This is a genomic window from Frigoribacterium sp. PvP121, from assembly GCF_017833115.1.
GTDB lineage: Bacteria > Actinomycetota > Actinomycetes > Actinomycetales > Microbacteriaceae > Frigoribacterium > Frigoribacterium endophyticum.
On record NZ_JAFIBR010000001.1, the window covers coordinates 2,991,336 to 3,004,694 of the forward strand.

Below are 13,359 nucleotides of genomic sequence, written 5' to 3' on the forward strand. Positions count from 1 at the left end.
ACGATCAGGCCTGGGCCCTCTCGAGCACGAGCTCACGGACGCGAGCGGCGTCCGCCTGGCCCTTCATGGCCTTCATGACCGCGCCGATGACGGCGCCGGCGGCCTGGACCTTGCCGTCGCGGATCTTCGCGAGCACGTCGGGCTGGCTGGCCAGGGCCTCGTCGATGGCGGCGATCAGGGCGCCGTCGTCGGAGACGACGCGGAGCCCGCGGGCCTCGACGACCTCGGAGGGCGAGCCCTCGCCGGCGACGACGCCCTCGAGCACCTGGCGCGCCAGGCGGTCGGTCAGCTCGCCGGTCTCGACGAGAGCGATCAGCTCGCTGACGTGGCGGGGCGAGACGAGGGTCGACGCGTCGACCCCGGCCGCGTTGGCGAGGCGGGCGATCTCGCCCGTCCACCACTTGCGGGCCGCCTGCGGCGAGGCCCCGGCGGCGACCGTCTCGACGAGCTCCTGGAGCAGGCCCGAGTTGACGACGTCCTGGAACTCGAGGTCGGCGAAGCCCCAGTCGGCCTTGAGGCGACGACGCATCGCGACGGGGGCCTCGGGCAGCGCGAGGCGCAGCTCCTCGACCAGCTCGCGCGACGGCACGACCGGCAGCAGGTCCGGCTCGGGGAAGTAGCGGTAGTCGTCGGCGTCGCTCTTCGGGCGGCCGGCGGAGGTGCGGCCGGTGTCCTCGTGCCAGTGCCGGGTCTCCTGCGTGATGGTGCCGCCCGCGGCGAGGATCGCGGCCTGGCGCTGGATCTCGTGGCGCACCGCGCGCTCGACCGAGCGGAACGAGTTGACGTTCTTGGTCTCGGTGCGGGTGCCGAGCTCCACCTGGCCGTGCGGCCGGAGCGACACGTTGGCGTCGCAGCGGAGGTTGCCGCGCTCCATGCGCGCCTCGCTGACGCCCAGGCCGCGCACGATGTCGCGGATGGTCGAGACGTAGGCGGCGCCCAGCTCGGGGCCGAGGGCCCCGGCCCCGATGATCGGCTTCGTGACGATCTCGACGAGCGGGATGCCCGCGCGGTTGTAGTCGACGAGCGAGTACTCGGCCCCCTGGATGCGACCCGTCGAGCCGCCGACGTGCGTCAGCTTGCCGGCGTCCTCCTCCATGTGGGCGCGCTCGATCGGCACGTGGAAGACGGTGCCGTCGGGCAGCTCGACCTCGACCTCGCCCTCGTACGCGATCGGCTCGTCGAACTGGCTGACCTGGTAGTTCTTGGGGTTGTCCGGGTAGAAGTAGTTCTTCCGGGCGAAGCGCGAGCTCTCGGCGATCGAGCAGCCGAGGGCGAGGCCGAGGCTGATCGAGTACGTCACGGCCTGCTCGTTGACGACGGGCAGCGAGCCCGGGAGGCCCAGGTCGACCGGGGTGACGTTCGTGTTCGGGGCGCCGCCGAAGAAGTTCGGCGCGTCGGAGAACATCTTGGTCTTCGTCGCGAGCTCGACGTGCACCTCGAAGCCGAGGACGACCTCGTACTTCTCGAGGGCCTCGTCGTAGTCCATCAGGTCTGCCTTGGCCATCAGATGACTCCCTCGGTGGCGGCGTTCTGTTCGGTGGCGCTGAGGTCGGGGGCACGGGAGATGAGCGTGTGGCCCCAGCCCTGCTCGAGCAGCTGCTCGAGCGCGGCGCCGTAGGTGTAGAGACGGGCGTCCTGGCGGGCGGGCGCCATGAACTGCAGGCCCGTGGGCAGGCCGTCCTCCTCGGCGAGGCCCATCGGCACCGTGATGCCGGGGATGCCCGCGAGGTTCGCCGGGATCGTCGTGATGTCGTTGAGGTACATCGACAGCGGGTCGTCGAGCTTCTCGCCGAGCGGGAACGCCGTCGTCGGGGCCGAGGGCGAGACGAGCACGTCGACCTTGTCGAAGGCCGCCGCGAAGTCGCGCTGCACCAGCGTGCGCACCTTCTGCGCGCTGCCGTAGTACGCGTCGTAGTAGCCCGCGCTGAGGGCGTAGGTGCCGAGGATGATGCGGCGCTTGACCTCGGGGCCGAAGCCGGCCTCGCGGGTGGCCGCCATGACGTCCTCCACCGTCCCCTTGCCCTCCGGCACGACGCGGAGGCCGAAGCGCACCGAGTCGAACTTCGCGAGGTTGGACGACGCCTCGGCGGGGAGGATCAGGTAGTACGCGCTGATGGCGTACTCGAAGCTCGGGGCCGAGACCTCGACGATCTCCGCGCCGGCGCCCGAGAGCAGCTCGAGCGCCTCGGCGAATCGCGCCTTGACGCCGGCCTGGAAGCCCTCGCCGTTCAGCTCGCGGACGACGCCGATGCGCACGCCCTGCAGCGCGCCTCCGGCCAGGCCCGCCCGGGCCGCCTCGGCGAACGAGGGCCACTCGTCGCGCAGCGAGGTGGAGTCGCGGGGGTCGTGGCCCTTGATGACGTCGTGCAGCAGGGCGGAGTCGAGCACCGTGCGGCTGACGGGCCCGACCTGGTCGAGCGAGCTCGCGAGGGCGATCGCCCCGTAGCGGCTGACCGACCCGTAGGTCGGCTTGACGCCGACGGTGCCCGTGACGGCGCCCGGCTGGCGGATCGAGCCGCCGGTGTCGCTGCCGAGCGCGAGCGGCGCCTCGAAGGCGGCGACGGCCGCGGCCGAGCCGCCGCCGGAGCCGCCCGGGATGCGGTCGAGCGACCACGGGTTGTGGGTCGGTCCGTAGGCCGAGAACTCGGTCGACGAGCCCATCGCGAACTCGTCCATGTTCGTCTTGCCGAGGGGCACCATGTCGGCGGCGCGCACCTTGCGGACGACGGTCGCGTCGTACGGCGGCACCCACCCCTCGAGGATCTTGCTGCCCGAGGTCGAGGGCATGTCGAGCGTGCAGAGGACGTCCTTGACGGCGATCGGCACGCCGGCCAGGGCCCCGAGCTGCTCGCCGGCGGAGCGGCGACGGTCGACGCCGGCGGCGGTGGCGAGGGCCGCGTCGCTGACGTGGAGGAAGGCGTGCACGTCGCCGTCGACGGCGGCGATGCGGTCGAGGTGCGCCTGGGCGACCTCGACGGCCGAGACGTCGCCGGCGGTCAGCGCCGCGGAGAGGTCGGCCGCGCTGAGGCGGACGATCGAGGAGGCGTCGGTCATGGCTACTGCTCTTCTCCGAGGATCGCGGTCACGCGGAAGCGCGAGCCGTCGTGGTCGGGGGCGCCCGAGAGGGCCTGCTCGACGGTGAGCGTCTCGCCCACGACGTCCGGGCGGAAGACGTTCTCGAGCGGGATGGGGTGGCTCGTGGCGGGGACGTCGTCGGTCGCGACCTCGGCGACCTTGGCGACGTTGTCGACGATGTGGCCGAGCTCCCGCGTCATGGTCTCGATCTCGTCGGGGGTCAGGGCGATGCGGGCGAGACCGGCGAGGTGCTGCACCTGCTCGCGCGTGATTTCAGACATGCTGCTCCGTCACATGGTGGCGTGGGGGCCCCGGTCGGGGCACCGGTCGATCTTACGGGGCTCAGTCGCGCAGGTAGACGTCCTGCGGGCGGACGAGCGCGAGCTCGGGCCCGTCGGGGCGCGGCTCGCCGGGGCTGCGCTCGTCGCCGTCGACCATGTCGCCGTGGCCGAGGGCGATGAGGGCCAGGCTCCTCATCGACTCCGTGCCGGGCAGGAGGTAGTCGTTGTGGCCGAGGGCGGCGCGGAGGACGCGGCCGGTCACGGAGTCGTCACCTCCGCCGGTGTGCAGCAGGACCGCGCCGAAGGCGCCCGTGCCCGGGTCGACCCCGAAGTACCCGCTGCCCGCCACCGGGTCGAAGCTGCCCGCGGCGGCGTAGACGTCGTCGTCGGCCACCGACAGCATCGCCGCCGTCGGCACCACGCTGCCCGGCGAGCCGAGCAGCGCGAGCGAGTCGACGCTCACCCGCCCCGACGACAGGGCCAACGTCGCGGTGGTCGAGCCGTACGAGTGCGCCACGACGGTCACCCGGGGGGCGTCGGAGGCGCGGGCCGCGTCGAGGCCGCTGAGTGCGTCCTCGAGGTGGCCGGCCCCCTGCCGGGCGAGGTCGAGCGTGTAGACGTTCGTGAGGTCGGGGGTGCGGTAGCCCATCCAGGCCACGACGGCGACGCTGTCGAGCGGCCGCGCGTCGGAGCGCGCCAGCAGGTACGTCCAGGCGCGCTGCTCGTCGTGCAGCTGCCCCGCGGTCTCGGCCCAGTCGACCATCTGCCCGTGCACCGTGAAGAACATGCCGGGCACGAGCACGCTGACGTCGTCGGCGGTGTCGAGGCTGCCGACCGAGACGGCGGCCCGGCCGGGCATGACTGTGTCGAGGGCGATGAGCTGGCGGTCCTCGTCGCCCGCGCTCCGGTCGGCGAGCGCGAGCTGGACCTGCCCGAGCATGGCGGAGCGGGCGTCGTCGCCGTCCTGCTCGGCGGCGGTCTCGTCGCGGTCGTGGAGGGCCAGCGTCGCGGCGCCGAGGAAGAGCCGGTTGGCCTGGTCGCGCACGTCGTACGGCACGCCCTCGAGCTGCCCGACCACGCCGGGCACGGCGGCGACCAGGCCGAGGCGGCGCGAGTCGTCGAGGCCGGCCCACCACGCCGCCGTGGTCGGCGCGTCGGCACCGGCCGTCAGCACCGCCGAGAGGCGCGACGCGTCGTCGCCCACCGGGTCGAACGAGCCGCCGAGGGCCGAGAGGGCCGGCGAGGAGGCGCCCGCCAGCTCGGCGAGGCAGGCCGGCACCGTGAGGTCGGGGGCCGCGGTCGACGGCCGCGCGCCGGTCGTCGACGACGGCTCGGCCGTGGCGAGTGCGCGGCAGACCGCGACCTGCTCGAGGCCGGGCGTCGTGTCGACGGTCGCCGGCTCGTCAGCGCGAGGCGGCGGGGCGGTCTCGGCGAGCGGAGGACCACCCGGCTCTCCGGGCGCGGTCACCGCGACCCCGGGCACGACGGGAGCATCGACCGCTCCGGCGAAGTGGATCGATGCAGAAAGGATGGCTGTGGCGAGGAACAGCACGTCGGGTGTTTCCCCCTCGATGGGTGCCAGTGCCTCTGCGCCCTACTGCAGAGGTCGACACGTGCTCACATCGTAGGAGGGGACCCGTTCGGGGGGCCAGTGATCTCAGGCCTCCGGGTCGTCGACGCCCCCCGAACTGGGGTCGCCGAGAGCCGCCGGGCCCTCCTTAATGAGGACTTGAAATTGTGCTGCGTCGATGATCCGTACCCCGAGCTGCTCGGCCTTCGTGAGCTTGGACCCGGCACCCGGGCCGGCGGCCACGAAGTCGGTCTTCTTGCTCACGCTGTTGCCGGCCTTGCCGCCCGCCGCCAGGATCGCCTCCTGCGCCCCCTCGCGGCTGAACCCCTCGAGGCTGCCCGTGGCGACGACCGTCAGGCCGGCGAGCACGCCCCCCGCCTCGACGGCGGCGCCGGGGCCGGGGTGGCCGGGGGTGTCGAACTGGACGCCCGCAGCGGCCCAGCGGTCGAGGATCTCGACGTGCCAGTCGACCTCGAACCACGCGAGCAGGGCGTCGGCGATGATGCCGCCGACGCCGTCGACCGCGGCGAGCTCGTCACGGCTGGCGGAGCGCATCGCGTCGAGCGAACCGAAGTGGTTCGCGAGCGCGCGTGCGGCCACGGGGCCGACGTGGCGGATGCTCAGCCCGACGAGGATCCGCCAGAGCGGGCTGGTCTTGGCCGCGTGGAGGTTGGCGAGCATCTCGATCGCCGTCTTCGACGGCACGCTGGTCTCGTCGCCGGCGAACTCGGCCGCCTCGGGGTCGAACGGGCCGTCGGCCTTGCCGCGGCGTCGACGGAAGGGCGTCACGAGCTTGGGCGCGCCGTCGTCGCCGAGCTTCTCCATGCCGGTCTCGGAGTCGCGGACGACGACCTTGACGGGGAAGACGTCGGCCATCGTCAGGTCGAAGAGCCCCGCCTCGGTGCGGAGCGGCGGCTCGGCGGGCTCGACGGGCTGGGTCAGCGCGGCCGCCGCGACCTCGCCGAGGCCCTCGACGTCGAGCGAGCCGCGGGAGGCGATGTGCTCGACGCGCCCGCGCACCTGCGCCGGGCAGCTCTCCGCGTTCGGGCAGCGCAGGTCGACGTCGCCCTCCTTCGCCGGGGCCAGCGGGGTGCCGCACTCGGGGCAGTCGACGGGCATGACGAACTCGCGCTCGCTGCCGTCGCGGAGCTCGACAACCGGGCCGAGCACCTCGGGGATCACGTCGCCGGCCTTGCGGAGCACGACGGTGTCGCCGATCAGCACGCCCTTGGCGCGGACGACGTGCTGGTTGTGGAGCGTCGCCTGGCGGACCTCGCTGCCGGCCACCTCGACCTTCCGCATCACGGCGAACGGCGTGGCGCGGCCGGTGCGGCCGACGCTCACGACGATGTCGAGCAGCTCGGTGTTGACCTCCTCCGGCGGGTACTTGAACGCCGTGGCCCACCGGGGCGCGCGGCTCGTCGCCCCGAGCTCGTCGTGGAGCGCGAGGTCGTCGACCTTGACGACGATGCCGTCGATCTGGTGCTCGACCGACGACCTCCTGACCCCGTAGTCGTGGATGAACCGGGCCACCTCGGGCACGGTGTCGTACACGCGGTAGTGCGTCGAGGTCGGCAGGCCCCACGACGCGAGCAGCTCGTAGACCTCGCTCTGCGCGCGGACCTCGGTGTCGCGCTCGAGCTCGCGGACGGGCCAGGCGCCGATGCCGTGCACGAGCATGCGCAGGCTGCGCAGCCGCGCGTCCATCAGCTCGCGCTTGGCCGGGCTCTTGCCCTCGATCTTCTGTCGGAGCGAGCCGGCCGCGGCGTTGCGCGGGTTCGCGAAGACGCGCTCGCCCGCCTCGCGCTGCCGCGCGTTCAGCTGGTCGAACTCGGCCACGGGGAAGAAGATCTCGCCCCGCACCTCGACGATCGCCGGGTGCCCGGTGCCGCTCAGCCGCTCGGGGATCGTGCCCATCGTGAGCACGTTCGCCGTGACGTCCTCCCCGACGACGCCGTCGCCGCGGGTGGCGGCCGTGACGAGCACGCCGTGCTCGTACCGCAGGTTGATCGCGAGCCCGTCGATCTTGAGCTCGCAGAGGAAGCGCACGCGCTCGGCGCCGGCGTCGCGCTCGACCTTGCCCGCCCACTCGGCGAGCTCGTCGTCGCTGAAGACGTTGTCGAGGCTGAGCATGCGCTCGGCGTGCTCGACCGGCGCGAACTGCGTCGTCTCGGCCCGGCCGCCCACGGTCTGGGTCGGGCTGTCGGGCTTCTGCAGCTCGGGGTGGGCGCGCTCGAGGGCGTCGAGGCGGCGCACGAGGGCGTCGTAGTCGGCGTCGCTCACCGTCGAGGCGTTGCCCTCGTAGTACTGGTCGCGCAGCTCGAGCACGCGCGAGGTCAGCGCCTCGACCTCGTCGCGGGCGGTCGCGAGGTCGTCGGGCACCTCGGCGTCGGCGGCGGCGTCGATGTCGGCCACCTCGTGCCCCTAGGCCGAGACCGGCACGGCGCTGACCGTGCGGTCGATCGTGCACTGGCCGAGCACCCGGGTGCCGACGTAGACGACGGCGGTCTGCCCGGGGGCGACGCCGCTGAGGGGCTCGTGGGGAGTGATCACGAGCTCCTTCTTACCCTCGACCTCCGTCACGCGCGCCGTCGCGGGCTCGGGGTCGGAGTGGGCCCTGATCTGGACGTCGCAGGCGAACGGCACGGTGGGGTCGGGCGGGGCGGCACCGGCCCACGTGTACGACCCGCCGGCGATCTCGGCGATCTCGAGCGCCTCCTTCGGGCCCACGACGACGGTGTTGTCGACCGGGCGCACCTCGAGCACGAAGCGCGGCTTGCCGTCGTCGGCGGGGAACCCGATGGCGAGCCCCTTGCGCTGACCGACCGTGAAGGCGTGCGCGCCCTCGTGCGTGCCGATGCGGGCCCCGCTCCGGTCGAGGATGTCGCCCGTCTCGGCGCCCACCCGCTCGGCCAGCCAGCCGCGGGTGTCGCCGTCGGGGATGAAGCAGATGTCGTGGCTGTCGGGCTTGGTCGCGACGCTGAAGCCGCGGGCGGCGGCCTCGGCCCGCACCTCGGCCTTCGACGGCGTCGCGCCGAGCGGGAACATCGAGTGGGCCAGCTGCTCGGCGGTGAGCACCCCGAGCACGTACGACTGGTCCTTCGCCCAGGCGGAGGCGCGGTGCAGCTCGCGCTGGCCCTGGTCGTCGGTGACGATGGTCGCGTAGTGGCCGGTGCAGACCGCGTCGAAGCCGAGCGCGAGGGCCTTCTCGAGCAGCGCCGCGAACTTGATCCGCTCGTTGCAGCGCATGCACGGGTTCGGCGTGCGGCCGGCGGAGTACTCGGCGACGAAGTCGTCGACCACGTCGAGCTTGAACCGCTCGGAGAAGTCCCACACGTAGTACGGGATGCCGATCAGGTCGGCCGCGCGCTGCGCGTCCATGCTGTCCTCGATGGTGCAGCAGCCCCGGCTGCCCGTGCGGAGCGTGCCCGGCATCCGGCTCAGCGCCAGGTGCACCCCCACGACGTCGTGCCCCGCCTCGACGGCCCGTGCCGCCGCCACCGCCGAGTCGACGCCGCCGCTCATCGCTGCCAGTACCTTCATCCCTCCAGTGTAGGCAGCGCCCCCGACGTCGCGCCTGCGGCGCCGACGAGCCCGGCCGCGGGGCCGGGCATAGTGTGGCGGGCGTCATGTCGTCCCCCTCCCCCGCCGCCTCCCTCCGGTCGGTCGCCCTCGCGGCGTTCCTGCCGGCCGCCCTCTTCGCGATCGGCGAGGGCGCCATCATCCCGATCATCCCGGTCGTCGCCAGCGACCTGGGGGCGAGCCTCCCGTTCGCCGCCTTCGTCGCGGCCCTCATCCTCGTCGGCGAGCTGATCGGCGACGTCCCGAGCGGCTGGCTGGTCTCCCGCATCGGCGAGCGCACCGCCATGATCTCGGCGGCGCTCGTGAGCACGGTCGGGCTGCTGACCTGCGTCGCGGCCCCGAACGAGTGGGTGCTGGCCCTCGGCGTCCTGCTCATCGGCCTCTCGACGGCGGTGTTCGCGCTGGCCCGGCACGCGTTCATGACGAGCTTCGTGCCGGTCGAGATCCGCGCGCGGGCCCTGTCGAGCCTCGGCGGCGTCTTCCGGTTCGGCTTCTTCGTCGGCCCCTTCCTGGCCGCCGGGGTCATCCACCTCACCGGCTCGACCCAGTCGGCGTTCTGGATCCACGTCGGGGGCTGCCTCGGCGCCGCGGCCGTCCTGCTCGTGCTGCGCGACCCCACGGCCGCCCTCGGCGAGCGCCGGGCCGCCGCGGCCGCCGCCGGGTCGCCGGTCGACCCCGCCGCCGGTGCGACGGCGGGCTCGACGCCCGGCGAGGTCGCGGTCGAGAAGGAGGCGCGGGGCCTGTTCGCGACGCTGGCCCGCCACCGTGGCGTCCTCCTCCGTCTCGGCAGCGGGGCAGCCCTGATCGGCGCCATGCGCGCGGGTCGCCAGGTGATCCTGCCGCTGTGGGCCGTCAGCATCGGCGTCGACGCCCCGCAGACCGCGCTCGTGATCGGCATCGCCGGCGCCGTCGACTTCGCGCTCTTCTACACGAGCGGCCAGATCATGGACCGCTGGGGACGACTCTGGAGCGCGGTGCCCTCGATGGTCGGGCTCAGCGTCTCGTACCTGGCGCTGTCGCTGACCCACGACCTCGACGCGCGGGTGGGCTGGTTCATCGCCGTGGCGATGTTCATGTCGCTGGCGAACGGCATCGGCAGCGGGATCCTCATGACGCTCGGCGCGGACCTCGCCGACCGGGCCGACCCCGCTCCCTTCCTCGGCGCCTGGCGCTTCACCGGCGACGCGGGCAGCGCGGCGGCGCCGCTGCTCATCTCGGGGCTGACCGCGCTCGTGTCGATCTCCGTGGCCAGCGGGGTCATGGGCCTGCTGGGCCTCGCGGGGGCCGCGATCCTGCTGCGCTACGTGCCGCGGTACTCGCCGCACGTGCCGCGCGACCGCCGCTGAGGGCAGGCCTCCTGCCCGGGCCGACCCGCGACTCCCCCACGGCCAGCCGGTAGACTCTGCCCGCTCCGGCGGGAGTGGTGAAACTGGCAGACACGCAGGATTTAGGTTCCTGTGCTTTCGAGCGTGAGGGTTCAAGTCCCTTCTCCCGCACCAGGCGCCCCGGGCAGCGCCGCTCTCGGCCACCTCCGAGCCGCGGGGCCCCGTGGGCCCACTACATTGTCCCCATCACCGGTCGGCGGCCCTCGCCGGCCGCACCCGGTCGGCCCGAGGGCCGACCGCACCCGAAGAGAGACCGATGCTGCCCCTGGCGACCATCTCGTGGCTCGACCCCGAGTACCTCCTGTCGGCCTTCGGCCCCTGGGCCGTGGTGGGCGTCTGCCTGCTGGTCTTCGCCGAGACCGGGCTGCTCGTCGGCTTCCTCTTCCCCGGCGACACCCTGCTGATCATCACGGGCATCCTCGCCGCGACCAACCCCGGCGCCCTCGGTCTGCCCATCTGGCTGATCGCGATCTTCATCGCGATCGCCGCGTTCGCAGGCGGCGAGCTCGGCTACCTGATCGGCCACAAGGTGGGGCCCCGCATCTTCGAGCGCAAGGAGAGCGGGCTCTTCAGCGTGGCGAACGTCAAGCGCACCAACGCCTTCTTCGAGCGGTTCGGGCCGATGGCCGTCATCATCGCCCGGTTCGTGCCGGTCGTGCGCACCTTCGCCCCGATCATGGCGGGCGTGGCCCACATGAGCTACCGGCGCTACTCGCTGTTCAACGCGATCGGTGCGGTGGTCTGGGGCCTCGGCGTGACCCTCGCCGGCTTCGGCATCGGCCACATCCCGCCGGTGGCCGACTTCGTCAGCCGGTACATCGACCTCATCCTGCTGGGCGCGGTGCTCGCGACGGTCATCCCCATCGCGATCCACTACCTCCACGGCGTCCACCAGGCGAAGAAGCACGAGGCCGACGGCACCTCGGGCGACGGCGCGGCCGGCGACGCCTCGGCCGTCGAGACGGCACCGACCCAGGTCTGAGCCCGAGCCGCGCCGCTCGGCACCACGTCTTCGCACACGAACCACGCCGCGGCGTGGTTCGTGTGCGAGAACGTGGTGCCGAGCCGGCCTGCCGTGGCGGTCGGCCGTGGCGGTCGGCCGTGGCGGCGGCTCGGGCAGCCAGGTCAGTCGGCGAGGGCCGCCACGTGCGGGGCGATCGCGCGGAACGCGCGCGAGCGGTGGCTGACGGCGTTCTTCTCGTCCGGGGTGAGCTCGGCCGAGCTGCGGGCCTCGCCCTCGGGGCGGAACACCGGGTCGTACCCGTGCCCGCCCGTGCCGACCCGCGCCTCCAGCACGGCCCCCGGCCACTCGCCGTACTCGACGTGCTCGAGCTCCGTCGTGCCGTCGGGGCCGGGCACCACCAGGGCCGCGGCGCACGAGAAGTGCGCCGAGCGGTCGGACGCCCCCACGAGGTTCGCCAGCAAGAGGTCGATGTTGTCGTCGTCGTCCCGCGTGCCGGCGTACCGCGCGGAGTGGATGCCCGGAGCGCCGCCGAGGGCGTCGACCGAGATGCCGCTGTCGTCGGCGAGCGACGGGAGGCCGGTGTGGGCCGCGGCCGCCCGCGCCTTGATGAGCGCGTTGGCGGCGAACGTGTCGCCGTCCTCGACGGGCTCGGGGCCGTCGTACGCCACGAGCTCGACGCCCGGCGCCGTCTCGGCGAGGATGCGCCGGAGCTCGGCGAGCTTGCCCTGGTTGTGCGTGGCGATGACGACCCGGGTCACGCGCTCAGCACCTGACGCTGGATCGCCGTGAGGTCGGCCCCGCCCGCGACGGCCAGGTCGAGCAGCAGGCCGAGCTCGCTGCGGTCGAAGGGCGCGCCCTCGGCGGTGCCCTGCACCTCGACGAAGAGCCCCGAGCCGGTGACGACGACGTTCATGTCGGTCTCGGCGCGGACGTCCTCGACGTAGGCGAGGTCGAGCATCGGGCGGCCGTCGACGATGCCGACGGAGACGGCGGCGACGCTGTCGGTGAGCGGCGTCGCCTTCTGGGCGATGAACTTCTTCTCGCGGCCCCACTCGATCGCCTGCGCGAGGGCGACGTAGGCCCCGGTGATCGCGGCGGTCCGGGTGCCGCCGTCGGCCTGCAGCACGTCGCAGTCGAGCACGATCGTGTTCTCGCCGAGGGCCTTCGTGTCGACGACGGCCCGGAGGCTGCGGCCGATCAGGCGCGAGATCTCGTGCGTGCGGCCGCCGATCTTGCCCTTCACGCTCTCGCGGTCGTTTCGCGAGTTCGTCGCCCGGGGCAGCATCGAGTACTCGGCCGTGACCCAGCCCTTGCCCTTGCCGGCCAGCCAGCGCGGCACGCCGTTCGTGAACGAGGCGGTGCAGAGCACCTTGGTGCCGCCGAACGACACGAGGGCGCTGCCCTCGGCCTGGGCGCTCCAGCCCTTCTCGATGGTGACGGGGCGGAGCTGGTCGAGGCGTCGACCGTCGACGCGGACGGTCTCGGTGGTGGTGGTGTCGCTCATGGGGGTCCCCTGTCGGGTCGGTGCTGCGGAGGTCGGTGCTGCGGAGGTCGATGCTGCGGAGGTCGATGCTGCGGTGGTCGGTGCGCCCGTGGTCGGTGCTGCCGTGGTCGGTGCGGAGGTCAGGAGGCGCGGCGGGCGCGGGCGGCGCCGGGCAGCTCGATGGCCCCGGTCTCGAGGTGGCCCACCCTCGAGATCTCGGGCCCGAGGAAGCGCTTGGCCAGCCGCAGGAACGACGACTTGTCGGGGCCGGTCGCGTCGAACTCGTACCGCGGCGGGGCGGAGCCGGTGGCCTCGAGGTCGTGGTCGACGAGCGTCCGGTACACGTCGGCGGCCGTCTCGTCCGCGCTCGAGACGAGCCGCACCTCCGGCCCCATCACGTACTGGATCGCCGCCGACATCAGCGGGTAGTGCGTGCAGCCGAGCACGAGGGTGTCGACCCGCTCGGCGCGGAGGGGCCCCAGGTACTCCTCGGCCACGGCCCGGAGCTCGGCGCTCGAGGTGTCGCCCGCCTCCACGAACTCGACGAAGCGCGGGCAGGCCCGCGTGAAGAGCTGCAGGTCGGCGGCGGCCGCGAAGGCGTCCTCGTAGGCCCGGCTGTTGACCGTGCCCTCGGTGCCGATGACGCCGATCCGCTTCGTGCGGGTCTGCTGCACGGCGGAGCGGACGGCCGGCTGGATGACCTCGACGACCGGGATCCCGCTGCCGATCGTGTAGCGCTCGCGGGCGTCGCGGAGCACGGCGGCGGAGGCGGTGTTGCAGGCGATCACGAGCAGCTTGACGCCCTGGGCCACGAGGTCGTCCATCACGGCGAGCGCGTATCGGCGCACGTCGGCGATCGGCTTGGGCCCGTAGGGCGAGTGCACCGTGTCGCCGACGTAGAGGACCGACTCGCGGGGCAGCTGGTCGATGATGGCCCGCGACACGGTCAGCCCGCCGACTCCGCTGTCGAAGACTCCGAGGGGTGCGTCCGTCACGCGTCGAGCCTACCGGGCCCTCCG

The 13,359-nt window shown here is 73.3% G+C and carries 11 protein-coding genes and 1 tRNA gene; 3 read left to right on the plus strand and 9 right to left on the minus strand.

The window, feature by feature from the left end:
* Positions 1-4: 4 nt before the first annotated feature.
* The 6 genes from gatB to mnmA all read right to left on the minus strand — a co-directional run bounded on the left by gatB (position 5) and on the right by mnmA (position 8,469).
* A complete protein-coding gene (gene gatB / locus JOE43_RS13965) occupies positions 5-1,504 on the minus strand; it encodes an Asp-tRNA(Asn)/Glu-tRNA(Gln) amidotransferase subunit GatB (RefSeq protein ID WP_209518543.1) in 1,500 nt (499 codons plus the stop codon).
* Entirely contained in the window at positions 1,504-3,054 is a 1,551-nt protein-coding gene (gene gatA, locus JOE43_RS13970; RefSeq protein WP_209518545.1) for an Asp-tRNA(Asn)/Glu-tRNA(Gln) amidotransferase subunit GatA, read from the minus strand. The genes gatB and gatA overlap by 1 nt, the downstream gene beginning before the upstream one ends.
* 2 nt (positions 3,055-3,056) lie before the next feature.
* On the minus strand, positions 3,057-3,356 hold the full coding sequence (gene gatC, locus JOE43_RS13975) for an Asp-tRNA(Asn)/Glu-tRNA(Gln) amidotransferase subunit GatC (protein WP_056056516.1): 300 nt from the start codon (positions 3,354-3,356) through the stop codon (positions 3,057-3,059).
* Between the two features lie 61 nt (positions 3,357-3,417).
* Complete coding sequence (locus JOE43_RS13980) at positions 3,418-4,908, minus strand: alpha/beta hydrolase (RefSeq protein ID WP_209518546.1); 1,491 nt, start codon at positions 4,906-4,908, stop codon at positions 3,418-3,420.
* 105 nt (positions 4,909-5,013) lie between these two features.
* The gene (gene ligA / locus JOE43_RS13985) at positions 5,014-7,341 is read right to left on the minus strand and encodes an NAD-dependent DNA ligase LigA (RefSeq protein WP_374073120.1); all 2,328 of its coding nucleotides are present in this window, start codon (positions 7,339-7,341) and stop codon (positions 5,014-5,016) included.
* A 9-nt stretch (positions 7,342-7,350) separates the two neighbouring features.
* Positions 7,351-8,469, minus strand: coding sequence for a tRNA 2-thiouridine(34) synthase MnmA (mnmA, locus tag JOE43_RS13990; RefSeq protein ID WP_209518549.1), 1,119 nt, complete (start codon positions 8,467-8,469; stop codon positions 7,351-7,353).
* Between the two features lie 86 nt (positions 8,470-8,555).
* Here mnmA and JOE43_RS13995 point away from each other — a divergent pair, with 86 nt between their 5' ends.
* The 3 genes from JOE43_RS13995 (at position 8,556) to JOE43_RS14005 (ending at position 10,875) form a co-directional block, all read left to right on the plus strand.
* Positions 8,556-9,854, plus strand: a complete 1,299-nt coding sequence (locus tag JOE43_RS13995; protein WP_209518550.1) for an MFS transporter — start codon at positions 8,556-8,558, stop codon at positions 9,852-9,854.
* Positions 9,855-9,922: 68 nt separating this feature from the next.
* A tRNA-Leu gene (locus JOE43_RS14000) sits at positions 9,923-10,007 on the plus strand.
* 142 nt (positions 10,008-10,149) lie between these two features.
* Complete coding sequence (locus JOE43_RS14005; RefSeq protein ID WP_209518552.1) at positions 10,150-10,875, plus strand: DedA family protein; 726 nt, start codon at positions 10,150-10,152, stop codon at positions 10,873-10,875.
* A 143-nt stretch (positions 10,876-11,018) separates the two neighbouring features.
* Here JOE43_RS14005 and rdgB read toward each other — a convergent pair whose 3' ends face one another.
* The 3 genes from rdgB to murI form a co-directional block, all read right to left on the minus strand.
* Entirely contained in the window at positions 11,019-11,615 is a 597-nt protein-coding gene (gene rdgB / locus JOE43_RS14010) for an RdgB/HAM1 family non-canonical purine NTP pyrophosphatase (protein WP_209518553.1), read from the minus strand.
* Positions 11,612-12,361 (minus strand): ribonuclease PH, encoded by a 750-nt coding sequence (rph, locus tag JOE43_RS14015; protein WP_209518555.1) that lies wholly within the window; start codon positions 12,359-12,361, stop codon positions 11,612-11,614. The genes rdgB and rph overlap by 4 nt, the downstream gene beginning before the upstream one ends.
* A 119-nt stretch (positions 12,362-12,480) precedes the next feature.
* Positions 12,481-13,335, minus strand: coding sequence for a glutamate racemase (gene murI, locus JOE43_RS14020; RefSeq protein ID WP_209518557.1), 855 nt, complete (start codon positions 13,333-13,335; stop codon positions 12,481-12,483).
* Positions 13,336-13,359 lie beyond the last annotated feature (24 nt).

Coding starts and splice junctions, on each gene's coding strand:
- gatB (WP_209518543.1), bottom strand. CDS start 1,504: ATGGCCAAGGCAGACCTGATGGACTACGACGAGGCCCTCGAGAAGTAC.
- gatA (WP_209518545.1), bottom strand. CDS start 3,054: ATGACCGACGCCTCCTCGATCGTCCGCCTCAGCGCGGCCGACCTCTCC.
- gatC (WP_056056516.1), bottom strand. CDS start 3,356: ATGTCTGAAATCACGCGCGAGCAGGTGCAGCACCTCGCCGGTCTCGCC.
- mnmA (WP_209518549.1), bottom strand. CDS start 8,469: ATGAAGGTACTGGCAGCGATGAGCGGCGGCGTCGACTCGGCGGTGGCG.
- JOE43_RS13995 (WP_209518550.1), top strand. CDS start 8,556: ATGTCGTCCCCCTCCCCCGCCGCCTCCCTCCGGTCGGTCGCCCTCGCG.
- JOE43_RS14005 (WP_209518552.1), top strand. CDS start 10,150: ATGCTGCCCCTGGCGACCATCTCGTGGCTCGACCCCGAGTACCTCCTG.
- rph (WP_209518555.1), bottom strand. CDS start 12,361: ATGAGCGACACCACCACCACCGAGACCGTCCGCGTCGACGGTCGACGC.